Below are 25,202 nucleotides of genomic sequence, written 5' to 3' on the forward strand. Positions count from 1 at the left end.
GGCTTACTCGATGACGACGAGCGGCTCGCCGTACTCTACCGGGCTGCCGTCTTCGATCAGGATTTCGACGACCTTGCCCGAGCGCGGGGCCGGGATCTGGTTCATCGTCTTCATCGCTTCGATGATCAGGAGGGTCTGGCCTTCCTTGACGGTCGCGCCAACTTCAACGAAAGCGCGGGCGCCCGGAGCCGGCGAAAGGTAGACGGTTCCGACCATCGGTGCGGTCAGGGCCTTGGACAGGTCCCGTGCGGCGGCAATCGGTGCTGCAGCGATTGCAGGAGCGGCGGCAACCGGCGCGGCCGGTGCGTAGGACTGTATCTGCGGCATCATGACCTGCGTGCCGTTGCGCGAAACGCGGATGCGCAGGTCGTCCTGCTCGACTTCAATCTCGGTCAGATCCGTTTCGTTGAGGATGTTCGCCAGATCACGGATCAGCGCCTGATCGATACCCGATTTCTTCTCAGCCATGGATGATGTCCTGTATTCTTGTTATTGCGTGATGTTTTTCAGCGCCTGCAGCGCCAGGATGTAACTTAAGGGGCCAAAACCGCAGATAACCCCTTTGACGGCGGGCGCTATCATCGATTTGTGGCGGAATTCCTCGCGTGCATGCACGTTCGAGATATGCACTTCGATCACCGGCACCGGGATGGCGCGGATCGCGTCATGCAGGCCGACGGACGTATGCGTATAAGCACCTGCATTGAAGGCCACGCCGGCGGCCTTTTCGCCGGCTTCGTGCAGCCAGTCGATCAAGACGCCTTCATGGTTCGACTGGCGGAAATCCACCTCAAGCCCGAGTTCCAGGCCGGCTGCCTTGCAGTCCGCCTCAATGTCGGCGAGCGTCTTGCCGCCATAGATCCCCGGTTCCCGCTTGCCGAGGGCATTCAGGTTGGGGCCATTCAGAACAAAAATGGTCTTTGTCATCTACAGTTCCGTCGGTTTTCAACCGCCTCCTATAGACCGCGCGGCCCTGCAGGGAAAGCCCTTTGCCACAATAGCGAAGGACCTTCCCCGGAAAATGCCACTAGGGTTAAGGCAGGAACGGTTGTCCCCGGGCCGAGGGCTTGCGGCCTCAGCAGGTCGCCTTGCCGCAGGCGCGCACGTTGGCGACCTTCGCTTCCAGCGCCTCGGAGCCGACGGCGCCGAAAACGGCCTCGTTTCCAAGGATATAGGACGGCGTTCCGGTAATGCCGAGACTGGTTGCCAGCTGATAGGCCTCCTGCACCGAAGCATCGTTCGGGCTGTCCTTCATCTTCGCGCGCAGGGCCTCTTCTGTCAGGCCGAGACCGACGGCGATCGCAATGGCGCTCTCTTCCGAAGCGCGGCCGTCCGATGTCATCATCGCGTGGAAGAAGTCCGGATATTTTTCCGGCGAAAGCTTGCGCACCGCGTCGGAAACCTTGTGCGCCGCAATCGATTCAGGGCCGAGGATCGGGAACTCCTTCAAAACGAAGCGGATGTTCTTGTCCTTCTCCAGCAGTGCGCTCATGTCGTCATGCGCCCGGCGGCAATAGCCGCAATTGTAGTCGAAGAACTCGACCAGCGTCACGTCGCCCTTCGGATTGCCGATGGCGATGTCATGTTCCGAAGAGAAGAGCGCATCCTTGTGGTCGGCAACGGCTGAGGAAGCCTTTTTCAGCCGCGCCTCTTCCTGCTTCTTCTGCAGTGCATCCTGCACGTCCAGCATGATCTCCGGATTTTCGATCAGATACTCGCGGACGAACGCGCCGATTTCCTTTTTCTGCGTGTCGTCGAGCGCGCTCGCGGGGTTTGGCAGGATGGCCGGAAGGAGAACCAGTGCCGTGGCGGCGATCGTCTTGAAATTCAGAGCCATGTCTTTCCTCGTCTTGCATTCTGCCAGCCGGCAATCGGCCAGGGCGATATCGAGCGGTGGGCATCGGTAACCTAACCTTTGCCTCAGGCAAGCGAAATCGCAAAATCGCCGCCGCTTTCTCCCTCTCGCCATTGTGAAGGCCGCAGCTTTGCGGCAAATGTCAGGCGCATTCGATGACAGGAGCGTCCATTCCGTGCTTTCCATTTCCAAACGCAGCGCAGTCGAGCCTTTTCACGCCATGGATATCCTCGCGGAGGCGACAAGGCGTCGCCAGGCGGGCCAGCCGGTCATCTCGATGGCGGTCGGCCAGCCCGGCCATCCTGCGCCCAAGGCCGCGCTGGCGGCGGCCCAGACAGCCCTGGTCGCGGGTCGAATTGGCTACACGGATGCCCTGGGGCTTGCCGCACTGCGCCAGGGTCTGGCCGATGACTATCGCGATCGCCACGGTATTGATGTCGATGCCGGCCGCATCATGATCACCACGGGGTCTTCCGCCGGCTTCAACCTTGCCTTCCTGTCGCTCTTCGATGTCGGCGATGCGGTCGCCATTGCCCGTCCCGGCTATCCCGCCTATCGCAGCATCCTGTCGGCCCTGGGGCTGATTGTCATCGAAGTGCCGGTCAGCGCCGAGACCGGCTATACCTTGACGCCCGAAAGTCTGGAGCAGGCCCAGTCTGCCGCCGGTGTCCGCCTGAAAGGCGTGCTGCTGGCAAGCCCCGCCAATCCGACCGGAACGGTGACGTCCGCGGCCCAACTCAAGGCGGTCTACGACTATTGCGAGGGACACGACATCGCGCTGATTTCAGACGAGATCTATCATGGCCTGACCTATGACGCCGAAGAGGCATCAGCCCTCACCATCGGCAAGCAGGCCGTGGTGATCAATTCCTTCTCCAAATACTATTGCATGACCGGCTGGCGCATCGGCTGGATGGTGCTGCCGGAGGAACTCGTCCGGCCGATCGAATGTGTTGCCCAGAGCCTCTACATTTCCGCGCCCGAGCTGTCGCAGATTGCCGCGATCGCCGCCTTGGGCGCCACCGAAGAGCTGGAGCACTACAAGCAAAGCTGCCGCGCCAACCGTGACTTCCTCATGCGACGCCTGCCGGAACTCGGCCTGCCGCTGCTTTCACCCATGGACGGCGCCTTCTATGCCTATGTCGATGCGACCCGCTACACCAATGACAGCATGGCCTTTGCAAAACGCATGCTGGCCGAGATCGATGTCGCCGCGACGCCGGGCATGGATTTCGATCCGGTCGATGGGCATCTGGCGCTGCGGCTGTCTTATGCGGGCACCATGGCGGAGATGGTCGAGGCGACCGACCGCCTCGCCGCATGGCTGCGTTGATCATTAAGGTAATGAGCGAAAAAGATTCCGCATCAGGGACTTCGGTCCGTTTGCGGAATCAGTTTACCAATGTGTTGAATCGATACCTGAGGGCGACTTGCAGTAAGCCATCCTCGCGGAAAGGAGCAGACTGTTGTTTCAGAATCTAGTCGCTCGGCCCTTGCAGTCGCCACCGGAAATTCTGACCGAACGGACGCGCATGCGCGCACATCGGGTCGAGGACTTCCCGGCGATGGCAGCCATGTGGGCGGAGGAGGCCGTTGTACGCTTCATTCTCGGCCGGCCATTCGCACCGTCTGAAACCTGGTCAAGACTGCTGCGCTACATCGGTCATTGGCAAGCGGTCGGCTTTGGCTATTGGGCAGTCGAGGATCGCCAGACCGGCGAATATCTGGGCGACACCGGTTTTGCCGATTATCAGCGGGAAATCACCCCGCCGCTGGGCCATGTCCCGGAAGCCGGCTGGGCGCTGGTGTCAAGCGCCCATGGCAAGGGGCTGGCGACCGAAGTCGTCAAGGCGGCGCATGGCTGGGCCGATGCCAACTTTCTGACCGAACGCACCGTTGCCATCTTCGATCCGTCGCATGAGGGATCGGTCCGCGTTGCCGAAAAATGCGGCTATGTCCGCAGCCACGATGCGAGTTTCATGGAAAAGCCGACGCTGGTCATGCAGCGCTTCCGTCCGGCCTGAGGCACGCACACAACCTGCCACCCAGACAAGAAAAAAGGCCCCGTTTGGGGCCTTTTTCAGTCTCGATTTCAGCTGCGGCTCAGAAGAAGCCGCGCTTCTGCCACCAGCCGCCCTTCTTGGGCTTGGTGGCTTCTCCGGTCTCGTCGGAAGAGTTTACCGACGTGACGACCGGCTCGGAAGACGTGACATTCGATTCACGGTTGGCGCGGGTCGGCTTGCTGTCCTCGACCACGGCTTCCTCGACGGTCACCTCGGCAACCGGGGTCTCAGCCGGCGCTACGATCGGTGCAGCGGCGGGTTCAACGACCTCGGCAACAGCCGGCGCCACGACTTCGGCAGCAACCGGCTCGGCAACCACAGCCGCCGGAACGGCTTCAGCGATAGCCGGTTCGACCGTCTCGGCAGCCACCTTCGCCTTGCGGGTCCGGCGCGCTTTCGGGGCAGGGGCCGCAGGGGTCACTTCCGTCGCATCGACGGCTGCCATCGACGGAGAGATTTCGACGACGCGTTCGTCAGCCGCTTCCTCAGCGGTTACGCTCACACCGTCGGTCTCTTCGGCGTCGTCACCGTCTTCGCCATTGTCATCACCAGCCTCGAGCGAGCCTTCTTCGCCCGGACGGTTGCGACGGCCACCGCGCTTGCCGCGACGGCGGCGCTTGCGCTTCTGGGCGTCGTCGCCATTGGCGTCGACATCGCCGGCTACGGCTTCGTTGGTGCCTTCGACGGCATCGTCGTCACCCTCGTCACCTTCGTCCTCGTCACCATCGTCTTCCATGCCGGAAGCCTGGGTGCCTGTGGTCTCGCCATTCTGGCCATTCTTGCCGCGACGGCGACGACGGCGCTTGCGCTTGCGATTGCCCTGTTCGTCGCCATTGGCCGAAGCGTCGGCCTGTGGAGCGGCTGCGGCGGCAACCGGTGCTGCCACCAGCTCTTCGTCATCCTCGTCCTCGGGCTCCGGAACGTATTCGTCTTCTTCCGGTTCCGGCAGGAGCGACATCAGGCTTTCGATCTTGACCGGGTTCGGCACGGCTTCGCCACGTTCGATGGTGAAGTGCTGCGAACCGCTGTGGTCGGCATGATCGGCTTCGACGACGATCGAGACGCCGAAGCGCTGTTCGTAATCGACGATCGTGCCACGCTTCTGGTTCAGCAGGTAAAGCGCTGTTTCCGGCGTCGAATGCACGATGATGTCGTGGGTCGTGCTCTTCAGCAGGAATTCCTCGATGCCGCGCAGGACGTGCAGGGCAACCGACGACTGCGAGCGGATCAGGCCGGTGCCCTGGCAGTGCGGGCAGACCTGGGTCGTCGATTCCAGCACCGAAGCACGAATACGCTGGCGCGACATTTCAAGCAGGCCGAAATGCGAGATCCGGCCGACCTGAATACGGGCGCGGTCGTTTTTCAGGCAATCCTTCAGCTTCTTTTCGACGGAGCGGTTGTTCCGCTTTTCTTCCATGTCGATGAAGTCGATGACGATCAGGCCGGCAAGGTCGCGCAGGCGCAGCTGGCGTGCGACTTCTTCTGCCGCTTCCAGATTGGTCTGCAGCGCGGTGTCTTCGATCGAATATTCGCGGGTCGAGCGACCCGAGTTGACGTCGATCGAGACCAGCGCTTCGGTCTGGTTGATGATGATGTAGCCGCCGGACTTCAGCGTCACCTGCGGCTGCAGCATGCGGTCGAGCTGGGCTTCGATGCCCGAGCGCGCAAAGATCGGATGCAGGTCGCGGTAAGGCTGAACCACCTTGGCGTGGCTCGGCATCAGCATCTTCATGAAGTCTTTCGCTTCGCGATAGCCTTCCTCGCCGGACACGACGATTTCGCTGATGTCCTTGTTATAAAGGTCGCGGATCGAGCGCTTGATCAGCGAACCTTCCTCGTAGACCAGGCAAGGTGCGGTCGAGGCGAGCGTCAGCGTACGAACGTTTTCCCACAGGCGCATCAGATATTCGAAATCGCGCTTGATCTCGACCTTGGTGCGGTTGGCGCCGGCGGTGCGCAGGATCACGCCCATGCCCTGCGGCACTTCGAGACCGCGTGCGATTTCCTTCAGGCGCTTGCGGTCAGCAGGGTTGGTGATCTTGCGCGAAATGCCGCCACCGCGTGCGGTGTTCGGCATCAGGACCGAGTAGCGGCCGGCGAGCGACAGATAGGTGGTCAGCGCCGCGCCTTTGTTGCCGCGTTCTTCCTTGGCAACCTGCACCAGCAGGATCTGCCGGCGCTTGATCACTTCCTGGATGCGATACAGCTTGCGCGGCTTGCGTTGGACGCGGTCCGGAACTTCTTCCATCGCGTCTTCGGCGCCGACGGATTCGATCTCTTCCTTTTCCTCGATGTGATCGTCGTCATCATCATCGTCGTCATCGCGGCCGCGACGACGACCGGCGTCTTCGGAGATTTCATCCATTTCGACCATGGCGGCGATCGTGCCGCCCGAGGCGTCGTCATCTCCGGTTGCCTCGTCCGATGTCGCGGTCTCTTCGCCGGCAGCGGCCTTCTTGGCGCGTGGCTTGCGCGCACGCTTCGGCTTGGCCTTCGGTGCCTCTTCCGCAACCTCGGCGTCCGTGGTTTCAACGGCGACTTCGGCAACCTGTTCGACTGTCTCGACAGCCACTTCGGTCGCGGCAAGCTCTTCGTTGGAGGGGATGCCGATGTCGGGCTGGTCCTGATACGCCGGGTCGGCGCTCACAGGCTCGTCGCCCTCGACATCGTTTTCCTTGCGATGCTCTTCGGCTTCGGCACGAAGCAGAGCCTGGCGATCAGCAAGCGGGATCTGGTAGTAGTCGGGATGGATTTCGGCAAAGGCGAGGAAGCCATGGCGGTTGCCGCCGTAATCGACAAAGGCGGCCTGCAGCGAAGGCTCGACCCTGGTTACTTTTGCCAGATAGATGTTGCCGCGAATTTGTTTCTTGTGCTGGGATTCGAAATCGAATTCTTCAATGCGGTTACCGCGTACGACGACAACCCGCGTCTCTTCTTCGTGAGACGCGTCGATAAGCATTTTGTCTGCCATTTAAGCTGTGCTCCTCGGCGCCCTCGGTCGGTGGTCCATCCGCGCGCTGAACTGGGAAGCGGCTGGAACCAAGCGGACTGTGCGCCGGATATGAATGTGTACGCACGGAGGACCGGGTCTGCAACATCCGAACGGGCATCGGGTAATCTGTCGATCCCGGTCCGTTCGTGGTTATGTCAACCTGTTGCAAAAACATCAAAAACCGTACGTCAACGACAATGATATGGACCCCTCGGGATCCGATGGATGCTCATTCAAGAGCCTTTGGTGGGGAGCCACCGATGTTTGCCGGCCGTGCCGGCGTTGTTAAACCAGTTTCAGGAACAAATGCGGAGACGGCAGATGAACGTCCGGCTAAACAGGCGCCAATTCCATTGTCAGAGGTTGGCAGCCGTGGCGGAATTTCTATCCCGTTTGCACTTTTTCCCTCACGTGACTTGTATGTTTTCTGTGTCACAATAGCAAGAGCAAACGGATTTATGCCATAATGGCAGTCAATTAGATCAATTCGCTCGCGTACTGCGATTCCCGTTCGAAAGTGGCCTTTTATTCGTATTTTGTGTCGTGAATTCATCATGAATGGAGGGTTGCGGGTTGTGGTCAGCGTAAAAAGAAGCGATCGCGCCTCTGTGACGGACGTCACTCCCGGCGGCCGCCAACCTGGGGAGCAGGCTTGATTTCAGCATTTGTGCATTTAGCTGCGGAGAGTGCCGCGCGTTTCGGACGAATCGCGGGCTTCGTTTTGATGTTCGGCGCCGCATTCGGGGCAGGGGTGCAACCGGCAGCCGCCGTTTCCGCGCAGGCGCCGTCCGCGCTGATGGTCGCCTATGCCGCGCGTGTTGCCGGAGACGATGCCCGCACCCGTGTCGTGCTCGATTTCGATACCCGCCCCACGTTCGAAGCCCGCTACATCGCCAATCCCGATCGCATTGTTGTTGACTTGCCGGCAACGGCCTTTGCGTTTGACGAAAGTGACCTGAAGGCCACCGGCCTGTTTCGCGACATCCGCTACGGCTCCATGGATGCAAGTTCCGCGCGCCTTGTTCTCACGGCCCAGCGTCCTGCCAAGCTGGTGTCTGCCGAGGTCCTCGCCAATGAGGACGGCAAGGGGTTTCGCCTCGTGCTTGATGCCGAGTTGATCCCGCAGCAGGATTTTGACCGCCTGGTCAAGGAGCAGGCCTGGGATTCTCAGACGCAGCCGACCGCGATCGTTGCGGACGAGGTTGCAGCCATAGGGTCGGTTGCGGACGAATATGTCATCGCCATCGATGCCGGCCATGGCGGGATCGATGCCGGCGCGGCGGGTGCGACTACCAAGACGCCGGAAAAGGACATCACGCTCGCCTTTGCCCGGATCTTGCTGGAGAAGCTGCAGAAAGAGCCGGGCATCCATCCCGTGATGACGCGTGACGGCGATCAGTTTCTGTCTTTGTCCCAGCGTGTCGTGCTGGCCCGTCAGAAAGGCGCGGATCTGTTGATCTCGCTGCATGCGGACACCCTGCGCCAGGGCGATATCCGTGGTGCGACCGTATACACGATCTCCGACAAGGCATCCGACCACATGGCGGCACAGCTGGCCGAGCGCGAGAACTTCTCCGATGCCATTGGTGGTGTCGCCCATTCGGACGAACCGTCCGAAGTCACCGACATCCTGCTCGATCTTACCCGCCGCGAGACGCAGGCCTTTTCGATTTCCATGGCTCAGGCGGTTGTCGGCTCCTTTGAAGGTCAGATCGGCCTGATCAACAATCCGCACCGTTATGCCGGCTTCCGCGTGCTTCAGGCCCATGATGTGCCTTCGATCCTGTTGGAACTCGGTTTCCTGTCCAACAAGGAAGACGAGAAACTGTTGCTCGATCCGGCCTGGCGCGACAAGGTCGCCGGGCTGATGGTCGAGGCGATCCGGCGCTATCGGGCGCCTGTTCTGGCCAACGGCGGGTGAGGAGCTGGCTGTGGACGGCGGTGCAGGCCATGACAAAGTCTCGCTAACGGCCCTATTTTCCTCACATTCCCGCCGTTACTCGAAATCGAATACGCGCGCCTGGACCGATCTGCGAATCGTCCGGCCCGCGCAGGAGCCTCGCATGTCTTGCCAAGCATCGCTCGACGTGCAAAACGCCACGGGGTGTGCGAAGCTTTTCGCGGCGCGCTGAACCCGAAGCAAAAGCCGGTAGCGAAAACATGATCAGACTGATTGGATATCTCTTCGGATTGGCATCCGTGCTGGCCCTTATTGTGGCCGGCGGCGTTGCCATCTATCTGAACGGGATGACCAAGGACCTTCCAAACTATGAGGTTCTGGCAAGCTACGCACCGCCTGTGACGACACGCATTCATGCCGGCAACGGCGCGCTGATGGCGGAATACGCCCGCGAACGGCGCCTCTTCCTGCCGATCCAGGCAATCCCGGACCGGGTCAAGGCGGCTTTTCTGTCGGCGGAAGACAAGAATTTCTACAATCATCCGGGCGTCGATATCTATGGTCTCGGCCGCGCCATTCTGGTCAATCTGCAGAACTTCGGCTCCGGGCGCCGTCCGGTGGGCGCGTCGACGATCACCCAGCAGGTCGCCAAGAACTTCCTTCTCTCGTCCGACCAGACGATGGACCGCAAGATCAAGGAAGCCATTCTGTCGTTCCGCATCGAGCAGGCCTATTCCAAGGACAAGATCCTTGAGCTCTATCTCAACGAGATCTTCTTCGGCCTCAATGCCTATGGCATTGCCGGCGCCGCGCTTACCTATTTCGACAAGTCGGTCACCGAACTGACCATCGCCGAGACGGCTTATCTCGCAGCGCTGCCCAAGGGACCGAACAACTATCATCCCTTCCGCCGTGCGGATGCGGCCATCGAGCGCCGCAACTGGGTGATCGACCGCATGGTCGAAAATGGTTTCGTGACCCGCGAGGAAGGCGACGAGGCGAAGAAGCAGCCGCTCGGCGTCAATCTGCGCCGCTCCGGTTCGTCGCTGTTCGCATCCGACTATTTCTCCGAGGAAGTGCGCCGCCAGATCATCGAGCGGTTCGGCGACAAGTCGCTCTACGAAGGCGGCCTGTCGATCCGTACATCGCTTGATCCGGAAATGCAGATCCAGGCGCGCAAGGCCCTGCAGTCGGCGCTTCTGACCTACGACCAGCGTCGCGGTTTCCGCGGTCCGATCAAGCAGATCCCGGTCGAAGGTGATTGGGGCGTGCCTCTGGCGGATGTCCCAGGGCTTGCGGACGTTCCCGAGTGGAAAATCGCGATTGTGCTCGATTCATCTACAGATGGCGTCGACATCGGCCTGCAGCCCGCCAAGGAAGGCGGCGGCAAGGTCGTTGCGGAGCGGACCCGCGGCCGCATCGAACCGGACGATATGGAATGGGCCTACCGCTCGGCCTCGGCGGACCGCAAGTCGGCAAAGTCGCCGCAGGGTGTGCTGTCGGTTGGCGATGTCGTTTACGTCGAGCCGGTCGCAGGTGAAAGCAATCGCTATCGCCTGCGCCAGCCACCCAAGGTGCAGGGTGGCTTGGTCGCCATGGATCCGCATACCGGCCGTGTCCTGGCTCTGGTTGGCGGCTTCTCCTATGCGCAGTCCGAATTCAACCGCGCCACCCAGGCGATGCGCCAGCCCGGTTCGTCCTTCAAGCCGTTCGTCTACGCTGCAGCCCTTGATACCGGTTACACGCCGGCCTCGGTCATCCTCGATGCGCCGATCGAATTCGTCTCGGGCGGCCAGGTCTGGCGCCCGCAGAACTACGGCGGTGGCTCCGCCGGCCCGCAGACCCTGCGCATGGGCATCGAAAAGTCGCGTAACCTGATGACCGTTCGTCTTGCCAATGACATGGGCATGAACCTAGTCGCCGAATATGCCGAGCGTTTCGGTGTCTACGACAAGATGAACCCGGTTCTGGCCATGTCTCTCGGTTCGGGGGAGACGACCGTGCTGCGTATGGTCTCGGCCTATGCCGTGTTTGCCAATGGCGGCAAGCAGATCAAGCCGACCCTCATCGACCGTATTCAGGACCGCCACGGCAAGACGATTTTCCGGCACGAGGATCGCATTTGCGAGGGCTGCAACGCCGATAGCTTCGGCGGCCAGCAAGAGCCCAATATCGTCGACAACCGCGAGCAGGTTCTCGATCCGATGACCGCCTATCAGATCACCTCGATGCTTGAGGGCGTCGTCACCCGTGGCACGGCTGCCGGCAAGATCAAGCTCGACCGTCCGGTTGCCGGCAAGACCGGCACATCGAACGATGAAAAGGACGCCTGGTTCGTCGGCTATACGCCTGACCTCGTTGCCGGCGTGTTCATCGGCTTCGATACGCCGGCACCGCTCGGACGCGGCTCGACCGGCGGATCGCTGGCAGCGCCGATCTTCAATGATTTCATGCAGGCCGCCGTTGCCGGCAAGCCGGCGGGCAAGTTCCTCGTTCCCGAGGGCATGAGCATCATCGCCGTCAACCGCACGACTGGCATGTTTGCGATGGAAGGCGAGCCGGACACGATCATGGAAGCCTTCAAGCCCGGCACCGGCCCGGCCGACACCCTGTCCGTCATCGGTATGGACGGTTACGCGCCGCCGGAAGAAATCCTCAAGGCTTCGCCGCAGGCAAACCAGGCCGTGACGTCCGGATCCGGCGGCCTGTTCTGACCCATTGTCCCTGGATGCTTGCGCCCGGCTCTTTACAGGAAGGCCGGGCGCAACTATTCGAGGGCCACGTTTTTCCACCCGTTCCCCATCGGAGCCGTTTCTTTCGAGGTTGAGAACCACATCTATGCGTAATGAAATCGAGAATGTAGTCGACGAAATCAAGCAGGCCATAAGCCTGCTGAGGAGGCATCTTTGACTGGGATCAGGCGGTAAGACGACTGGACTGGTTGAACAACAAGTCGGAGGATCCAAACCTCTGGAACGATGCCCAGGAAGCCCAGAAGCTGATGCGCGAGCGCCAGCAGCTGGAGGACAGCATCAATGGCGTCCGACGTTTCGAACAGCAGATGAAAGACAATATCGAGCTGATCGAAATGGGCGAGGAAGAGGGCGACGAAAGCATCGTCAAGGATGCCGAGGACCAGCTGAAGCTGCTCAAGACCGAAGCCGCGCGCCGTCAGGTCGAGGCCATGCTGTCTGGCGAAGCCGACAGCAACGACACCTATATCGAAGTGCATTCCGGCGCCGGCGGCACCGAGTCGCAGGACTGGGCCAACATGCTGTTGCGCATGTATATCCGCTGGGCCGAAAAGCAGGGCTTCAAGGTCGAGGTTCTCGAAGTGCATGACGGCGAAGAAGCCGGCATCAAGTCGGCGACGGTACATATCAAGGGCCACAACGCCTATGGCTGGATGAAGACCGAATCGGGTGTGCATCGCCTGGTGCGCATCTCGCCCTACGATTCGAATGCCCGCCGCCACACCTCGTTCTCGAGCGTTTGGGTCTATCCGGTTGTCGATGATTCGATCCAGATCGACATCAATGAAAGCGACTGCCGTATCGACACCTATCGTTCGTCCGGCGCCGGCGGCCAGCACGTCAACACCACCGACTCGGCCGTGCGCATCACGCATATCCCGACCGGTATCGTCGTGCAGTGCCAGCAGGAACGCTCTCAGCACAAGAACAAGGCCAAGGCCTGGGACATGCTGCGTGCCCGCATGTACGAAGCCGAGTTGAAGAAGCGCGAAGATGCGGCCAATGTCGAAGCCGCTTCGAAGACGGATATCGGCTGGGGTCACCAGATTCGGTCCTACGTCCTGCAGCCCTACCAGCTGGTCAAGGACCTGCGCACCGGCGTTGAAAGCACGGATCCGGACTATGTCCTGAATGGTGGCCTGAACGAATTCATGGAAGCAGCGCTCGCCCACCGCATCAGCGGCAAGGCGGATGCGGTCTCCGATATCGACTGATCGGCTTGACTGGAAGGTCACCGGGTCAAACAAAAAGAGCGGCGGGGTCTTCACCCCGCCGCTCTTTTTTTTGGCTTGCAGCAAATCGCTAAGGATATTCGCTAATTGCCTCAGGCGCTGGCGCTGGCGCCGGCTTTTCCCGCAGCGTAAATGTTGCAAGCAGAAGCACCGCCACGGCGCAAGCGGCGACCGTGGTGACCATCGGCAGCGCCGTGCCGTCGGCGAAGACGGTGGCAATCCCGATCACGCTTGATGCCGTGACGAATTGCAGCGTGCCCATCAGGGCAGAGGCCGTGCCGGCGATCTTGCCGTGACCGTCGAGTGCCAGGACGGCGGAGGTTGGGATGACCATGCCGAGGAAGCCATAGGCGACGAACAGCAGGACGCACATCAGTGGCAGGCTGCCGAGGCCCAGCTGGAACAGCGCAAACAAGGTCAGCGAGGCCAGCGCGAAGCCGGCAACCGCCGTCCGGATCAAGCGTTTGAGCCCAAACCGCCGCGACAGCCGGCCGTTCATCTGCGAGGCGCCGATGAACGAGATCGCGTTCATCGAGAAGACCACGCTGTAGAGCCTGGGCGACAGGCCGTAGTGGTCGATCAGCACGAAGGACGAGTTGGCGACATAGATCATGTAGCTCGACATGCCGAAGGAGGCGATGAATACCAGCCCGAGATAGTGCGGGTCGCGCAAAAGCGTCCCGTAGCTGGCAATCGCGCTTTTGAAGCTGCTCTGGCTACGTGCCTCCGCTGAGCGTGTTTCGGGCAGGAGCGTCGCCACCAGCACGATGCCGAGACCGGCCGCTGCGACCATCACCCAGAAGATCGCCCGCCAGCTTCCGACCGTCGTCACCAGGCTGCCGGCAAGCGGGGCGAGGATCGGCGAGACGCTGAACACCAGCATAAGCCGCGACATCAGATGTGCGGCGGCGACCCCGGTCAGCAGGTCGCGCACGATGGCCCGACACAGCACGGCACCGGCGCAGGCGCCGACGCCCTGCAGGGCGCGGAAGGCAATCAGCCATTCGATGCTCGGCGCAAGCGCGCAGCCGACACCGGCGAGAGCAAACAGTGCCAGCCCGAAATAGAGTGGCTTCTTGCGGCCGATCATGTCGGACACGGGTCCGTAGATCAGCTGCGACAGGCCCATGGCGACGAAGAAGGAAATCAGGCTGGCCTGCACGGCGCTGTCGTCGGCATTTAGCGCTTTGCCGATTTCCGGCAGCGAGGGCAGGTACATGTCGATGGCAAAGAGGCCGACTGCGGTCAGGAGACCGAGCACGATCGGCAGCGAAGCAGTTGTTTTTTCAGACATCAGGAAATAGCCTTTGCGTCACCCGGTCAGGGAGCGTCGGGGGAGGATCATAAACGGAAAGGGGTATGGTGTTGAGCAGGACGTAGCGCCGTCCGCGAATATGTCGGAACGCTATGTAAAAAATATTGGACACAATTGTCCAATCTGTCAAGCGCCTCTATGCTAAGCCATGGATACAAGAACGCATGCCCCGAACCTGTCCGCACCGGAAAGCGGCCCACGCACCAAGCGCGATGCCATCATCGATGCGGCCGCGGCGATTTTTTCCGAAAGCGGATATCAGAGCGCCAGCATCGACGCGATTGCGGTGCGGGCCGATGTGTCTCGCCAGACGGTCTACAACCAGATCGGCGACAAGGAAAAAGTCTTCAAGGCTGTGGTCGCCGAGGTGACGCAGCGGTCCAGTGCCGGCTTCTTCTCGGTGCTGGAGACCTTTCCCGACCAGCCGACCCATCTGGAGGATGATCTGGTCGGGTTCGCCGCGCGCCTGCTGCGCGTTGCAGTCTGCGAGCCCAATGGTCGCTGGCTTCTGCGCCTGCTGTCGCTGGAGGGCGGGCGTCATCCCGAACTGTTCACCTCATGGCGCGAATACGGGCCGGGCCGCAAGCACCCCGCGATGGCGGCCCGTTTTGCCCAGCTGGCCCATGCCGGATATCTGGATGTGGAGGACCCGTCGCTTGCTGCCCGCCAGTTCATGGCGCTGATCATGTCTGATGTGCGCTCAGACCTGCAATTGGGCATTCCGATCCCGGAGACCGAGCTGGATGGCCTGGCGCGCAATGCCGTCAGGACCTTCCTGCGCGCCTTCGCCAGGCGCCGATAGCCCAAGGCTATCGCACAGGCTGATTGCTATCCGTTGATTGCTGCCCATTGATTGTCGGGCGCGGTCTTTTGCCGTGGAAGGAGCCGGATCAGTTGCTGGCGCGTTCGACGCGGATATCGCCCAGGTCATCGATCAGGACAGTCCATTCTTCGGCCCTGTCGGCCTGCGGGCTGGTCTTCAGGTAGACGGTAGCCATAAAGCCCGGTTCCTCGCCGACGCCGGTCATGCTCTCTGGCATGATGCCGGTTACATAGGGACGAAGGGCGGTGAATTCTTCCAGTTCGACGCTCTGTACCAGCCGCGGGCCGGCCTCTTCCGCAGCAATCGTCTGCAGATAAATCTTTGCAGTGCGATCGGGTTGGCGGATCGCCACAAGCTTGTAATAGCCGCGCGCGCCCTCAGCGCTGGACGCATTGTCCGCGTCTGCTTCTGCAACCGCTGCCCCTTGAGGTCCGGTAATCCAGAAGCCACCGCTGACCACGAATGTCGCCGTTACCGGCAACTGGCCGATGTCGTCTGCCTGCGCGGGTGCCGTAAGCGATGCGGACAGCAACAGCGCAAGCACGCAGCTTTGGGCGAACACAGAGACTTTCATACGACCACCATAAATCGGCACCATCAATTGGCAAACTGTTCGGCGAGAATTCTGTCCGACCAGGAGCGATCGGGATCCGACAGGATGTGAGCCGTGGTGTCCTCCGACTGTTCCACTTCCACCCTGAGCACGGACTTGACCTCGGTGTGATCGGCAACCGCATTCACCGGCCGCTTTTCCGGCTCCAGCACTTCCAGCACCACCTTTGCCTTGTTTGGCAAAAGCGCGCCGCGCCAGCGCCTGGGCCGGAAGGCGCTGACCGGCGTCAGCGCAAGGAGCGGCGCCTCCAGCGGCAGGATCGGCCCATGGGCCGAGAGATTGTAGGCCGTCGACCCGACCGGGGTCGCCACCATCAGTCCATCGCAGATCAGTTCCTCAAGTCGAACCTGGCCATCGATCACGACGCGAAGCTTGGCCGCCTGGTAGGATTGTCTGAACAGCGAGACCTCGTTGATGGCCAATGCATAGGAAATCGAGCCGTCGGCATTGCTGGTGGTCATCTGCAGCGGGTGGAAATCATTCTCCACCGCCTGCGCGATGCGCTCATGCAGCCGTTCTGTGGAAAAGTCATTCATCAGGAAACCGACCGAGCCGCGGTTCATCCCGTAGATCATCTTGCCGCTGTTCATCGTGTCATGCAGCGTCTGCAGCATGAAGCCGTCTCCGCCGAGCGCCACGATGACATCAGCTTCGGTTGGTGCGACATGGCCATAGATGCGAATCAGTTCGTCGCGCGAAGCCTGCGCTTCATCCGTATTGGAGGCGATGAACGACAGTGACCGGAACGATCGAGACATGGCAGACCCTTTTAATCAGGCGCCAGTGGTACATGACAAAGCATTGGAACGACAAGCCATTTGCGCTGTCAAACGGTTCTCCCGACTGGCTTTTGACGTTGGCCCGGCAATCCCGCCCGCTAACCAATTCTTCTAACCATCCTGCAATTTTTTGCTTTACGGCAAATCATTTTGCCCTTATTGACGGCCTCACTGCCCTTGTAGCTCAGTTGGTAGAGCACCTGATTTGTAATCAGGGGGTCACGAGTTCGAACCTTGTCGGGGGCACCACTTTTTCACTTCAGCGTGGCTGGATGTTTGGTTCCATGTGCTTTTGCAAGCATGGACGAATTCATTCGCGCACGCTGAGAGCCGCATATGCGGCGTTTTCCTGGCCGCATCTTCTTCCCAGAGCCCGCATGTCAACCGCAATCGCGTTGACGGCTCGGCTGAGATCTGCCGGCTGTCGATCTAGCCGATCGTGTTCTTGTGGATCCTGCCATCCTTGACGATGATGACGAAGTTTTGCGCCGGATCCTCGATCAAGCTGATATTGTCGAGTGGGTCGCCATCGACCAGCAGCAGGTCGGCGAGCGCACCTTCCTGAACGACGCCGAGTTTACCCTCGTACGGGCTGCGCAGCCCTGACAGGGCCAGCAGTTCGCCATTGTCGGCGGTCGCCATTTTGAGGACCTCGGCGGGCTTGTACCAGCGGGTCAGCTTGGCCAGCTGCGCGCCCTGGCGACTTGCCACCTTGGCGTCGAAAAGCGTATCGCTGCCCCATCCCGTCTTGATCTTGTATTTCTTCGCAAGTTCATAGGCATTGTCCGTGCCGCTGAACATTTCGATCTGCTTTTTCCTGTTGGCGGACCCTTCCGGAAACGGCGTCGCATCCTGATCGTCGAGGAAAGGTTGCAGGCACCACCATAGGCCTTTTTCCGCCATCAGTGCGACGGTCGCATCATCCAACAGGTTGCCGTGTTCGATACAGCGCACACCGGCATTGATGGCCTGCTGCACCGCTTTCGGCGTGTAGGCATGCACCGTTGCATAGGTGCCCCAGTTTTCCGCCGCGATGACGCCTGCCTGCATCTCCTCCAGCGTGAATTGGGTCACGTCGAGCGGGTCATAGGAAGATGAGACGCCGCCGCCGGCCATCAGCTTGATCTGCGATGCACCGAGCGCCAGTTGTTCGCGTGCGCGCTTCCGGACGACGGAAGGGTCGTCGGCAATGGCCGCAGCCCCGGTCCTTTCGCTGAACGAAAAGTCGCCGGGCGGCGCGGGCAATTCGTTCGGCAGGCGGAAATCGCCGTGCCCGCCGGTCTGGGATATGAAGGCGCCTGACGGCCAGATGCGTGGTCCCGTGGCCAGTCCGGCGTCAATGCCGCGTTTGAGGCCGAACGACGGTCCGCCCATATCGCGGATCGACGTGAAGCCGCGCATCAGTGTGTCATTGGCTTCCTTGACCGCCGCGACGTTGATGAAGCCGATATCGGATGTCAGGATCGCAATCTGCGGAACCGAGGCGAACATGATGTGGGTATGGGCATCGATCAGTCCGGGCATCAGGGTTCGACCGCCACCGGCAATCCGGGTGATCGCGATATCGGCAGGCACCGGTATGTCGGCGCTTGCGATCGTCTTGATCGTATTGCCGACGACAAGCACGCTGGATGGCGCCGACAAGCTCGCCGATACCCCGTCGAAGATGCGCACATTCTCGAACAGAATGCCCGGGGATTGAGCCGTCTGGCTTGTCTGGGCCTTGGCAGGGCCGGAAATGCTCGACAGCCCGGCCGCGGCAAAGACCGCGCCGGCGCCCACGAAGAAGCCGCGTCGTGACAGATCAGCGTTCATCCGGTTTGTAAGGGCCTGCAGACTTGGGTCGCAGCATTTGCAGGTATCGGGTTCGATCAGCTTTCTGTATTTGCGCCCAAAGCGTACAGGCATGTCGATACCTCTATGGAAAATGAACAAATCCGATATTGCGGCATGATATCAAGTTTCAATTCGCCTTCAATGAAATAAATGACCGAATATATTTGTCGCTCTATTCTGAACATTGTCAAAAATGGATGGTTATTCGCATCTGTATTCTGTTGTCCGTGCGATTGATTTTTTCGAGTTATCAATCAGGATCGTGGCTAATATCAACCAGATCGGCTGCGCATCCGTGCGGGCCCTGATGTCGGCGGGAGATGGGGTTCGTGTTCAAGTGTCGCGTGCTTGGGTCCGGTGGCAACTTATCCCGTGTGCTCGTCTTCGGTGCGGCCCTGCTTGTATTCGGGCAGCAGGCTGGAGCGCAGGAGAATACTGCCGGTACCGCCGGCGAAGCGGACAAAGCCTCGGTTCTGCCCGGAGACTGGAAACTGATCGTCAGTCCCTATGTCTGGGCTTTGTCGCTGGATGGCGATGCCTCGCTGGCCGGTTTCGATACGCATGTCGATGTACCGTTCTCCGAGACGCTGAAACACCTCGATCTGGCGATCATGGGCAATGTCGAAGTCACCAATGGGCGATTCGGTTTCTACTTCGACGGCCAGTATGCCGAGACGAGCCAGGAGGAGGAACTGCTCTCGAACGAGCTGGCAATCGGCATAACCACGACGACGCTGGCGGTTGGCGCATTCTATCGCGCCTACGAACTCGACCTTGGCGGCCGGACGGTGTTCAACGCGCCCCGCGTTCTTGCCATCGAGCCGACGGTTGGTCTGCGCTGGACGAAGCTGGAGGCAAGCGTCCAGGCCCTCGGCCTGACGACGACCAAGCAGGCGAACTGGACCGATCCCTTTGTCGGCGTCAGATTGAACGCGGATCTCGACGAGCGCTGGAACGTCTGGACGGAGGCCGACATCGGCGGTTTCGATATCGGGTCGAAGATCGCCTACAGCGCCCAGGCCTTCTTGGGCTACCGTACCTATGTCCTCGACCATCCGACAGTATTGCGCCTCGGCTACCGGGTCACCTCGCAGGATTTCGAGACGGACGATTTCACCGGCAGCAACAAGTTCAAGTGGGATGTGACCCAGCACGGTCCGCTGATCGGCTTCTCAATGCAGTTTTAAGCCCCCACGCTGTCACCACGTGGCGGCTGTCATGGGTCGACGGATCAGGCGTAGCCGATGAATTCTGGGGCAATCTGGCGATTGGCGCCATAGTCGCGGGCAAACGCTTTCTGGCTGCGCCCCTGGGCCTGCAACTCGATCACCGCCGGCCGCGCCGCACCATCGGCATAGGTTCCGGTGTCCGGGCCGGTCGTGGCGACGGCGCGTTCGACGATGCGCAATGAGGTGAGCAATGCCAGCATGATGTATCCTCCAGGGTCTTGCAGAAACGACGACATGCCGCACCCGGTTCCCTGTCTACGCCGCATTCGGTTGACCAAATGTTAACCATAAATCTTTGAATGAAATTTGACAGGGCGTGGCGACCGCAATCGCGCCGGCACGAGTACAGCCTGCGCTTCAGATCGTCACCGGCCAATCCCTTGACGATTGTCATATACGTCGCGCAAACCGGCATGCTAGAGCCCGGCTTTCTCGTACAGGAGCAAGGCTGATGGAAGTCCGCGATTCAAATGGAACGGTTCTCAATGAGGGTGATAACGTCACGCTGATCAAGGATCTCAAGGTCAAGGGCACGTCCGATACGCTGAAGCGCGGCACGATGATCAAGGGCATTCACCTGACCGACAATGAAGACGAAGTCGAATGCCGCCATGCCAAGATCAGGGGCCTGGTGCTGCGCACCGAGTTTCTCAAGAAGGCCTGATCTTTAGGAAGGCCCGATCTTCAGGGAGGTATGACCTTCAGCAAGGCCTGAACGCAGCCGTGAAGCGTGTACGATGCCGCTGCGCGGATGAAGGTGAAGTCCTGCAATAGACAATCGTCAAGATTGCGTGCGTAATGCAGCAGCGGCAATCTTGCGATGGAGCTTGATGATGGTCTTCGGTATGGCGCCTTTTACGTTCTTTCACGTTTTTCTCAGTTTGATCGGCATCGCGGCGGGCTTCGTCGCGCTGCAGGGCTGGCTCAGGTCGGAACTGCGTCCCGGCTGGACGGCGTTGTTCCTCGGCACCACGATTGCGACGGTGGTGACCGGATTTCTCTTTCCCTACACTGTGTTCACGCCGGCCATCGGCGTTGGCATCATCACCTCGGTATTTCTGATCGTCGCCGTCTATGCGCTCTATCGCGGGCGCCTGTCCGGTTACTGGCGGCCGGCCTTCGTCATCTGTTCGGTGGTCTCGCTCTATCTCAACACCTTCGTTCTCGTCGTGCAGGCCTTCCTCAAGGTGCCGACGCTGAACGCCCTGGCGCCCAACGGCTCGGAGCCGCCCTTTGCCATTGCGCAAGGGCTGGTGCTGGTCGCATTTCTCGGTCTTGGTTATCTGGCGACGATCCGCTTTCGCCCAGGATTGGCGGCAGGGTTGCGGTCGCGGTTCTGAGCGTCGCTTCGTCGCGCGGCCAAGGATGGCCGGGGCCGGGCGCTTGCGCCCGCTTCCGGCGCGTCACGATAGTCGTGTGAAAAATGACCCGCGCTGAAATGGGAAGAATACCGCGCCCGCCGGCGAACGTGATTGCGTCTTTGCCGGCTCGAGGGAACGGCTGTCACGATTGCGCAGCGTTCCGTCGATACCGGCAAAGGTGACGGTTATTTTGCCAGATGCTGGCGCGTGGCATAGAGCGCGATCGCCGCCGCATTGGAGACGTTGAGCGACTTGATTTCTCCCGGCATGTCGAGACGGGCCAGTGCCGAAACCGTATCGCGCGTCTTCTGCCTGAGGCCCTTGCCTTCGGAGCCCAGGACCAGGGCGATCTTGTCACCGGTCAGGCTACTCTCCATCGGTTGCGGGCCGTCCGAATCAAGGCCGATGGAAAAGAAGCCGAGCTTGTGCAGTTCAGCCAGTGCATCCGATAGATTGGTGATCTGGATATAGGGGATCATTTCGAGCGCCCCCGATGCCGATTTTGCCAGCACGCCGGATTCGGTCGGGCTGTGCCGCATGGTGGTGATCACGGCGCCGGCGCCGAACGCGACCGCCGAACGCATGATCGCGCCGACATTGTGCGGATCGGTAACCTGGTCGAGCACCAGAAGCAGCGGGCTTTCCTTAAGCGCTTCCAGCCGGCGCACGGGCAGGGGACGGGTTTCGAGCATGACGCCCTGATGAATGGCTTCCGGCCCGAGGATCTTGTCCAGATCCTGCGGCGTGACCATCTCGACCGGGAAGCCGAGGGCCGCCACCGATTCGATTTCGAGCCGAACCAGCGCGTTCTGCGTTGCCGACAGCTTGATCAGCTTGCGCTCGGGATTGTCGAGGGCGGCACGCACGGTATGCAGGCCGTAGAGATGCACCTGGTCGGGCGCTATCGGCGGCGGCGTCCAGTCGGCATTGCTCTTGCGTCGCTTCTGCGGCTGCGGGGTTGGAATTTCGCCACGCTCGCGCTTTGCATCGCGCACCTGGCGGCGCAGCGTAGCATAGTGGGTGTCGCGGGAGGATTTGTCGTCGGGAGTGTCTTTAGCCATGCAGCCTTATAACGCTCCGATGCATCTGGGGATAGACCCGACGCGAAAACCGCGCATTTCTGGGGCTCCGAAATTTTTCGAAATTTTTCCTATGTCATTGTGTTGACATCAGGGAATTGGGCAGTCATATACCCGCCGCAGACCGAGGGGGCGCCGCTCCACCGGTCTGGAATGAAAAGCTTGGTCGCTTTGATCCGGACGAAAAACTGGAGAGATGCCCGAGTGGTTAAAGGGGACGGACTGTAAATCCGTTGGCTCAGCCTACGTTGGTTCAAATCCAACTCTCTCCACCATTCGTCCTCGGATCACATACTGCGGGTATAGCTCAATGGTAGAGCAGCAGCCTTCCAAGCTGAATACACGGGTTCGATTCCCGTTACCCGCTCCAAGTTTTTTACGCAGCAGCTTGAAATAAAACGATTTTAACCAACAGCTTTCCGTTACGGGATCTTTGGTGCCTTGTTTCTCTGGGCGCGTCTGCGGGCCGCATTTTTGCCCCCGTTCCCGGCCAGCATTTAACGCTTGCGCAATCCTCTCGAAACCCTTAAACGGCGGGACCAAACCGGTTCGCCCGGGGCAACCTCTTTTCGTTCATAGGAAGCATTCAAATGGCAAAGAGTAAGTTTGAGCGCAACAAGCCGCACGTCAACATCGGCACGATCGGCCACGTCGACCACGGCAAGACGTCTCTGACGGCTGCGATCACCAAGTATTTCGGTGAATTCAAGGCCTACGATCAGATCGACGCCGCTCCGGAAGAAAAGGCACGTGGCATCACCATTTCGACGGCACACGTCGAGTATGAGACGCCGAACCGCCACTACGCCCACGTTGACTGCCCCGGCCACGCCGACTACGTCAAGAACATGATCACCGGTGCAGCCCAGATGGACGGCGCGATCCTGGTTTGCTCGGCTGCCGACGGCCCGATGCCGCAGACCCGCGAGCACATCCTGCTCGCCCGTCAGGTTGGCGTTCCGGCGATCGTTGTCTTCCTCAACAAGGTTGACCAGGTCGACGACGAAGAACTGCTGGAACTGGTCGAACTGGAAGTTCGCGAACTTCTGTCGTCCTACGACTTCCCGGGCGACGACATTCCGTTCGTCAAGGGTTCGGCTCTTGCCGCCCTGAACGACAGCAACAAGACGATCGGCGAAGACGCCGTGCGCGCGCTGATGGCGGCTGTTGACGAATACATCCCGACGCCTGAGCGTCCGATCGACCAGCCGTTCCTGATGCCGATCGAAGACGTGTTCTCGATCTCGGGTCGTGGTACGGTTGTGACCGGCCGCGTCGAGCGTGGCATCGTCAAGGTTGGTGAAGAAGTCGAGTTCGTCGGCATCCGCGCCACCAAGAAGACGACGGTTACGGGCGTTGAAATGTTCCGCAAGCTGCTCGATCAGGGCCAGGCTGGCGACAACATCGGTGCGCTGGTTCGTGGTATTCAGCGTGACGACGTCGAGCGTGGTCAGATCCTGTGCAAGCCGGGTTCGGTCAAGCCGCACAAGAAGTTCATGGCAGAAGCCTACATCCTGACGAAGGAAGAAGGCGGCCGTCATACGCCGTTCTTCACGAACTACCGTCCGCAGTTCTACTTCCGCACGACGGACGTGACCGGCATCGTGTCGCTTCCGGAAGGCACGGAAATGGTTATGCCTGGCGACAACGTCACGGTTCAGGTTGAGCTGATCGTTCCGATCGCGATGGAAGAAAAGCTGCGCTTCGCAATCCGCGAAGGCGGCCGTACCGTCGGCGCCGGCATCGTTGCCTCGATCATCGAGTAATCGATTGAGTCTATGAATGAAGAGCCTCGCCGGAAACGGCGGGGCTTTTTTGCGTATTGCGGTGAGCAGCTTTGCTGTGCCGCTGGACGCGCGCTGTCCTAGGGTTATGGCTGATGTTCCATAGCCTTCTGGTCAAGCCCGGATGTCGTTCAGCAGCATTTATTCCTCCATCTCCTCGTTGGAGTGCGGCATCTCCACCAGCTTCAGCAGATCCGTCACGAGATAGCCGTTGATGCTCATGCCCCGCAGGTCACATTCGGCGATCGACAGATTGACCAGGCTGGCGAAGCGGATGGAAGCACCGTCGAGGTCGACATGCCGCAGCGCCACCGAGCGCATGTCTATATTCTCGAATGTGGCGCTTTCCATCGAAGTCTTGCGGAATGTCGCATGATAGGCTCGCGCATCGCTGATCAGCACATTGTCGAGGTTGACGTCGCTGAACACGGCTTCTTCCAGATTGACGTCGATGAACCGCGACCCGCTGAGGTTGGCGTCTTCGAATTCAGAGGCGGGCAGGGCGGCATTGTGGATACGAATCATGAAGTCTCCCAACGAAGGCAACTGGACGTCTGATGGCTTCACTATTCGCCAATTGCGCCGTGCAGGCAAGCGAGCCTCATGTTTGCCCTTCCGACAGGCGCGGAAGTTGGAGAGGCGAGGACCCTGCTCGCTGAAATAATTAGTAACTTAGGAAATTAGTGAATAAGTGAATGCATGAAACAGCTATCCGCTAGCCCCTTGGTGGCATGGGTTTTGGGGTGGCGCGGGAGTGGCGTCGAAGGTGCGCGATGTGGCGATCGAGCGCGAATTCAGGCGCCGTGAGGCTCCCTTTCCATCATGGGCGACCTTCAGTATCAGGGTCGAATCAAGAAGGGGCTGCCCGATGCGTGAACTGGCGAAAGTCGCAGGCCTGCCGGGTGATCTGTAGTGGCCCCAGTCACGCCATGGATGTGGATGTTGGGTGTGCGTTTGGCTGTCGCGCCTTGCAGACTGGATTCTTTGAGGTGGATCGTGCGCGAAGTTGGCGGCTTTGGCAAAAAGGAATAAAAAGGCTCTTGCCAATCCGGGTTTGCCGCCTTAAAGGGTGCGCCATGCCTCGGACAGAACGGTTATGTTCAATCCGCAGGACGGCTTAGGGGTATAGCTCAGTTGGTAGAGCGGCGGTCTCCAAAACCGCAGGTCGTCGGTTCAAGCCCGGCTGCCCCTGCCATTTTCAGTACGGCGCGCTTTGCTTCGCGACGTTCGATGATTGATGGCATAAGCCAAAAAGTTGCTGAAGGTCTGTTTCCCTCTTGTGAAAAAGGGAATCGGCCTTTATGTAGGGTTCAAACAGACACGCGGTGCGTGGGGCTGAGATATTCAGCTTTACGCGCCGTAAATGCGTGGGCATTAAATGGCATCCAAGTCTAATCCATTCGCGTTTCTGCAGCAGGTGCGCTCCGAGACGTCCAAAGTCACGTGGCCCTCGCGTCGCGAGACGGTGATTTCGACGCTCATGGTTCTGGCGATGGTCGTTTTCGCCGCGCTGTTTTTCTTCGGCGCTGACCAGCTCATCGGCTGGCTTCTCAGCCTTGTGCTGAGCCTCGGCAACTAAAAAACGGAC

The 25,202-nt window shown here is 60.3% G+C and carries 22 protein-coding genes and 4 tRNA genes; 15 read left to right on the top strand and 11 right to left on the bottom strand.

Features of this window, described 5'->3' with window-relative positions:
• Nucleotides 1–3 precede the first annotated feature (3 nt).
• The 3 genes from accB to IM739_RS10600 all read right to left on the bottom strand — a co-directional run bounded on the left by accB (nucleotide 4) and on the right by IM739_RS10600 (nucleotide 1,837).
• A complete protein-coding gene (gene accB, locus IM739_RS10590) occupies nucleotides 4–468 on the bottom strand; it encodes an acetyl-CoA carboxylase biotin carboxyl carrier protein (RefSeq protein WP_237367764.1) in 465 nt (154 codons plus the stop codon).
• A 21-nt stretch (nucleotides 469–489) separates the two neighbouring features.
• Nucleotides 490–927, bottom strand: coding sequence for a type II 3-dehydroquinate dehydratase (gene aroQ, locus IM739_RS10595; protein WP_007599278.1), 438 nt, complete (start codon nucleotides 925–927; stop codon nucleotides 490–492).
• Nucleotides 928–1,075: 148 nt separating this feature from the next.
• The gene (locus tag IM739_RS10600; protein WP_237367765.1) at nucleotides 1,076–1,837 is read right to left on the bottom strand and encodes a DsbA family protein; all 762 of its coding nucleotides are present in this window, start codon (nucleotides 1,835–1,837) and stop codon (nucleotides 1,076–1,078) included.
• Between the two features lie 193 nt (nucleotides 1,838–2,030).
• Here IM739_RS10600 and IM739_RS10605 point away from each other — a divergent pair, with 193 nt between their 5' ends.
• Nucleotides 2,031–3,188 carry a pyridoxal phosphate-dependent aminotransferase gene (locus IM739_RS10605; protein ID WP_237367766.1) on the top strand — a complete coding sequence of 386 codons (1,158 nt, stop codon included), beginning with the start codon at nucleotides 2,031–2,033 and terminating at the stop codon, nucleotides 3,186–3,188.
• A gap of 133 nt (nucleotides 3,189–3,321) precedes the next feature.
• Nucleotides 3,322–3,879 carry a GNAT family N-acetyltransferase gene (locus tag IM739_RS10610; RefSeq protein ID WP_237367767.1) on the top strand — a complete coding sequence of 186 codons (558 nt, stop codon included), beginning with the start codon at nucleotides 3,322–3,324 and terminating at the stop codon, nucleotides 3,877–3,879.
• Nucleotides 3,880–3,958: 79 nt separating this feature from the next.
• Here the strand turns inward: IM739_RS10610 and IM739_RS10615 are convergent, their stop codons facing one another.
• Nucleotides 3,959–6,889, bottom strand: coding sequence for an Rne/Rng family ribonuclease (locus IM739_RS10615; protein ID WP_237367768.1), 2,931 nt, complete (start codon nucleotides 6,887–6,889; stop codon nucleotides 3,959–3,961).
• Nucleotides 6,890–7,634: 745 nt separating this feature from the next.
• Here IM739_RS10615 and IM739_RS10620 point away from each other — a divergent pair.
• The 3 genes from IM739_RS10620 (at nucleotide 7,635) to prfB (ending at nucleotide 12,777) form a co-directional block, all read left to right on the top strand.
• Nucleotides 7,635–8,831 carry an N-acetylmuramoyl-L-alanine amidase gene (locus IM739_RS10620; protein ID WP_237367769.1) on the top strand — a complete coding sequence of 399 codons (1,197 nt, stop codon included), beginning with the start codon at nucleotides 7,635–7,637 and terminating at the stop codon, nucleotides 8,829–8,831.
• Between the two features lie 239 nt (nucleotides 8,832–9,070).
• Nucleotides 9,071–11,524 (top strand): penicillin-binding protein 1A, encoded by a 2,454-nt coding sequence (locus IM739_RS10625; protein ID WP_237367770.1) that lies wholly within the window; start codon nucleotides 9,071–9,073, stop codon nucleotides 11,522–11,524.
• Nucleotides 11,525–11,648: 124 nt separating this feature from the next.
• Nucleotides 11,649–12,777, top strand: a protein-coding gene (gene prfB / locus IM739_RS10630; RefSeq protein WP_237367771.1) for a peptide chain release factor 2 whose coding sequence is annotated in 2 segments (ribosomal slippage) — nucleotides 11,649–11,717 and nucleotides 11,719–12,777 — 1,128 coding nt in all. Because the reading frame shifts where the segments join, the coding sequence is not laid out codon by codon here.
• Nucleotides 12,778–12,865: 88 nt separating this feature from the next.
• On the opposite strand, the gene IM739_RS10635 is transcribed toward prfB, so the two are convergent.
• Nucleotides 12,866–14,089, bottom strand: a complete 1,224-nt coding sequence (locus IM739_RS10635; RefSeq protein WP_237367772.1) for a multidrug effflux MFS transporter — start codon at nucleotides 14,087–14,089, stop codon at nucleotides 12,866–12,868.
• 169 nt (nucleotides 14,090–14,258) lie between these two features.
• Between IM739_RS10635 and IM739_RS10640 the strand changes: the two genes are divergently transcribed.
• Nucleotides 14,259–14,912, top strand: a complete 654-nt coding sequence (locus tag IM739_RS10640; protein ID WP_237367773.1) for a TetR/AcrR family transcriptional regulator — start codon at nucleotides 14,259–14,261, stop codon at nucleotides 14,910–14,912.
• Nucleotides 14,913–15,000: 88 nt separating this feature from the next.
• Here the strand turns inward: IM739_RS10640 and IM739_RS10645 are convergent, their stop codons facing one another.
• The gene (locus tag IM739_RS10645) at nucleotides 15,001–15,507 is read right to left on the bottom strand and encodes a hypothetical protein (RefSeq protein ID WP_237367774.1); all 507 of its coding nucleotides are present in this window, start codon (nucleotides 15,505–15,507) and stop codon (nucleotides 15,001–15,003) included.
• 23 nt (nucleotides 15,508–15,530) lie between these two features.
• A complete protein-coding gene (locus tag IM739_RS10650) occupies nucleotides 15,531–16,304 on the bottom strand; it encodes an NAD kinase (RefSeq protein ID WP_237367775.1) in 774 nt (257 codons plus the stop codon).
• Between the two features lie 194 nt (nucleotides 16,305–16,498).
• Here IM739_RS10650 and IM739_RS10655 point away from each other — a divergent pair.
• Nucleotides 16,499–16,574: transfer RNA gene (locus IM739_RS10655), tRNA-Thr, on the top strand.
• 180 nt (nucleotides 16,575–16,754) lie between these two features.
• Here the strand turns inward: IM739_RS10655 and IM739_RS10660 are convergent.
• Nucleotides 16,755–18,233 carry a metal-dependent hydrolase family protein gene (locus IM739_RS10660; RefSeq protein ID WP_237367776.1) on the bottom strand — a complete coding sequence of 493 codons (1,479 nt, stop codon included), beginning with the start codon at nucleotides 18,231–18,233 and terminating at the stop codon, nucleotides 16,755–16,757.
• 257 nt (nucleotides 18,234–18,490) lie between these two features.
• Between IM739_RS10660 and IM739_RS10665 the strand changes: the two genes are divergently transcribed.
• Nucleotides 18,491–19,348: a hypothetical protein gene (locus IM739_RS10665; RefSeq protein WP_237367777.1), complete on the top strand. Its 858-nt coding sequence runs from the start codon at nucleotides 18,491–18,493 to the stop codon at nucleotides 19,346–19,348.
• A gap of 44 nt (nucleotides 19,349–19,392) precedes the next feature.
• On the opposite strand, the gene IM739_RS10670 is transcribed toward IM739_RS10665, so the two are convergent.
• A complete protein-coding gene (locus IM739_RS10670) occupies nucleotides 19,393–19,590 on the bottom strand; it encodes a hypothetical protein (RefSeq protein WP_237367778.1) in 198 nt (65 codons plus the stop codon).
• 251 nt (nucleotides 19,591–19,841) lie between these two features.
• Between IM739_RS10670 and IM739_RS10675 the strand changes: the two genes are divergently transcribed.
• Together IM739_RS10675 and IM739_RS10680 are read left to right on the top strand one after the other, a co-directional pair.
• Nucleotides 19,842–20,054, top strand: coding sequence for an alkylphosphonate utilization protein (locus IM739_RS10675; RefSeq protein WP_237367779.1), 213 nt, complete (start codon nucleotides 19,842–19,844; stop codon nucleotides 20,052–20,054).
• A 169-nt stretch (nucleotides 20,055–20,223) separates the two neighbouring features.
• A complete protein-coding gene (locus IM739_RS10680) occupies nucleotides 20,224–20,730 on the top strand; it encodes a hypothetical protein (protein WP_237371038.1) in 507 nt (168 codons plus the stop codon).
• Nucleotides 20,731–20,936: 206 nt separating this feature from the next.
• On the opposite strand, the gene rlmB is transcribed toward IM739_RS10680, so the two are convergent.
• A complete protein-coding gene (rlmB, locus tag IM739_RS10685) occupies nucleotides 20,937–21,812 on the bottom strand; it encodes a 23S rRNA (guanosine(2251)-2'-O)-methyltransferase RlmB (RefSeq protein WP_237367780.1) in 876 nt (291 codons plus the stop codon).
• Between the two features lie 208 nt (nucleotides 21,813–22,020).
• Here rlmB and IM739_RS10690 point away from each other — a divergent pair.
• The 3 genes from IM739_RS10690 to tuf all read left to right on the top strand — a co-directional run bounded on the left by IM739_RS10690 (nucleotide 22,021) and on the right by tuf (nucleotide 23,596).
• Nucleotides 22,021–22,105 (top strand) — tRNA-Tyr (locus IM739_RS10690).
• Between the two features lie 21 nt (nucleotides 22,106–22,126).
• Nucleotides 22,127–22,200, top strand: a tRNA-Gly gene (locus IM739_RS10695).
• A gap of 220 nt (nucleotides 22,201–22,420) precedes the next feature.
• Nucleotides 22,421–23,596 (top strand): elongation factor Tu, encoded by a 1,176-nt coding sequence (gene tuf, locus IM739_RS10700; protein WP_237367781.1) that lies wholly within the window; start codon nucleotides 22,421–22,423, stop codon nucleotides 23,594–23,596.
• 159 nt (nucleotides 23,597–23,755) lie between these two features.
• Here tuf and IM739_RS10705 read toward each other — a convergent pair whose 3' ends face one another.
• The gene (locus tag IM739_RS10705) at nucleotides 23,756–24,139 is read right to left on the bottom strand and encodes a pentapeptide repeat-containing protein (RefSeq protein WP_237367782.1); all 384 of its coding nucleotides are present in this window, start codon (nucleotides 24,137–24,139) and stop codon (nucleotides 23,756–23,758) included.
• Between the two features lie 594 nt (nucleotides 24,140–24,733).
• On the opposite strand from IM739_RS10705, the gene IM739_RS10710 reads away from it, so the two are divergent.
• Nucleotides 24,734–24,809 (top strand) — tRNA-Trp (locus IM739_RS10710).
• A gap of 183 nt (nucleotides 24,810–24,992) precedes the next feature.
• Complete coding sequence (secE, locus tag IM739_RS10715; RefSeq protein WP_007608742.1) at nucleotides 24,993–25,193, top strand: preprotein translocase subunit SecE; 201 nt, start codon at nucleotides 24,993–24,995, stop codon at nucleotides 25,191–25,193.
• Nucleotides 25,194–25,202: the final 9 nt, after the last annotated feature.

It is taken from the genome of Rhizobium sp. SL42, assembly GCF_021729845.1.
Lineage (GTDB): Bacteria > Pseudomonadota > Alphaproteobacteria > Rhizobiales > Rhizobiaceae > Allorhizobium.

Excerpts from the sequence above, each read along its gene's own strand:
- accB (WP_237367764.1), bottom strand. The coding sequence starts at position 468 with ATGGCTGAGAAGAAATCGGGTATCGATCAGGCGCTGATCCGTGATCTG.
- aroQ (WP_007599278.1), bottom strand. The coding sequence starts at position 927 with ATGACAAAGACCATTTTTGTTCTGAATGGCCCCAACCTGAATGCCCTC.
- IM739_RS10600 (WP_237367765.1), bottom strand. The coding sequence starts at position 1,837 with ATGGCTCTGAATTTCAAGACGATCGCCGCCACGGCACTGGTTCTCCTT.
- IM739_RS10615 (WP_237367768.1), bottom strand. The coding sequence starts at position 6,889 with ATGGCAGACAAAATGCTTATCGACGCGTCTCACGAAGAAGAGACGCGG.
- IM739_RS10620 (WP_237367769.1), top strand. The coding sequence starts at position 7,635 with ATGTTCGGCGCCGCATTCGGGGCAGGGGTGCAACCGGCAGCCGCCGTT.
- IM739_RS10625 (WP_237367770.1), top strand. The coding sequence starts at position 9,071 with ATGATCAGACTGATTGGATATCTCTTCGGATTGGCATCCGTGCTGGCC.
- IM739_RS10635 (WP_237367772.1), bottom strand. The coding sequence starts at position 14,089 with ATGTCTGAAAAAACAACTGCTTCGCTGCCGATCGTGCTCGGTCTCCTG.
- IM739_RS10640 (WP_237367773.1), top strand. The coding sequence starts at position 14,259 with ATGGATACAAGAACGCATGCCCCGAACCTGTCCGCACCGGAAAGCGGC.
- IM739_RS10645 (WP_237367774.1), bottom strand. The coding sequence starts at position 15,507 with ATGAAAGTCTCTGTGTTCGCCCAAAGCTGCGTGCTTGCGCTGTTGCTG.
- IM739_RS10650 (WP_237367775.1), bottom strand. The coding sequence starts at position 16,304 with ATGTCTCGATCGTTCCGGTCACTGTCGTTCATCGCCTCCAATACGGAT.
- IM739_RS10660 (WP_237367776.1), bottom strand. The coding sequence starts at position 18,233 with ATGCCTGTACGCTTTGGGCGCAAATACAGAAAGCTGATCGAACCCGAT.
- IM739_RS10670 (WP_237367778.1), bottom strand. The coding sequence starts at position 19,590 with ATGCTGGCATTGCTCACCTCATTGCGCATCGTCGAACGCGCCGTCGCC.
- IM739_RS10675 (WP_237367779.1), top strand. The coding sequence starts at position 19,842 with ATGGAAGTCCGCGATTCAAATGGAACGGTTCTCAATGAGGGTGATAAC.
- IM739_RS10680 (WP_237371038.1), top strand. The coding sequence starts at position 20,224 with ATGGTCTTCGGTATGGCGCCTTTTACGTTCTTTCACGTTTTTCTCAGT.
- rlmB (WP_237367780.1), bottom strand. The coding sequence starts at position 21,812 with ATGGCTAAAGACACTCCCGACGACAAATCCTCCCGCGACACCCACTAT.
- tuf (WP_237367781.1), top strand. The coding sequence starts at position 22,421 with ATGGCAAAGAGTAAGTTTGAGCGCAACAAGCCGCACGTCAACATCGGC.
- IM739_RS10705 (WP_237367782.1), bottom strand. The coding sequence starts at position 24,139 with ATGATTCGTATCCACAATGCCGCCCTGCCCGCCTCTGAATTCGAAGAC.
- secE (WP_007608742.1), top strand. The coding sequence starts at position 24,993 with ATGGCATCCAAGTCTAATCCATTCGCGTTTCTGCAGCAGGTGCGCTCC.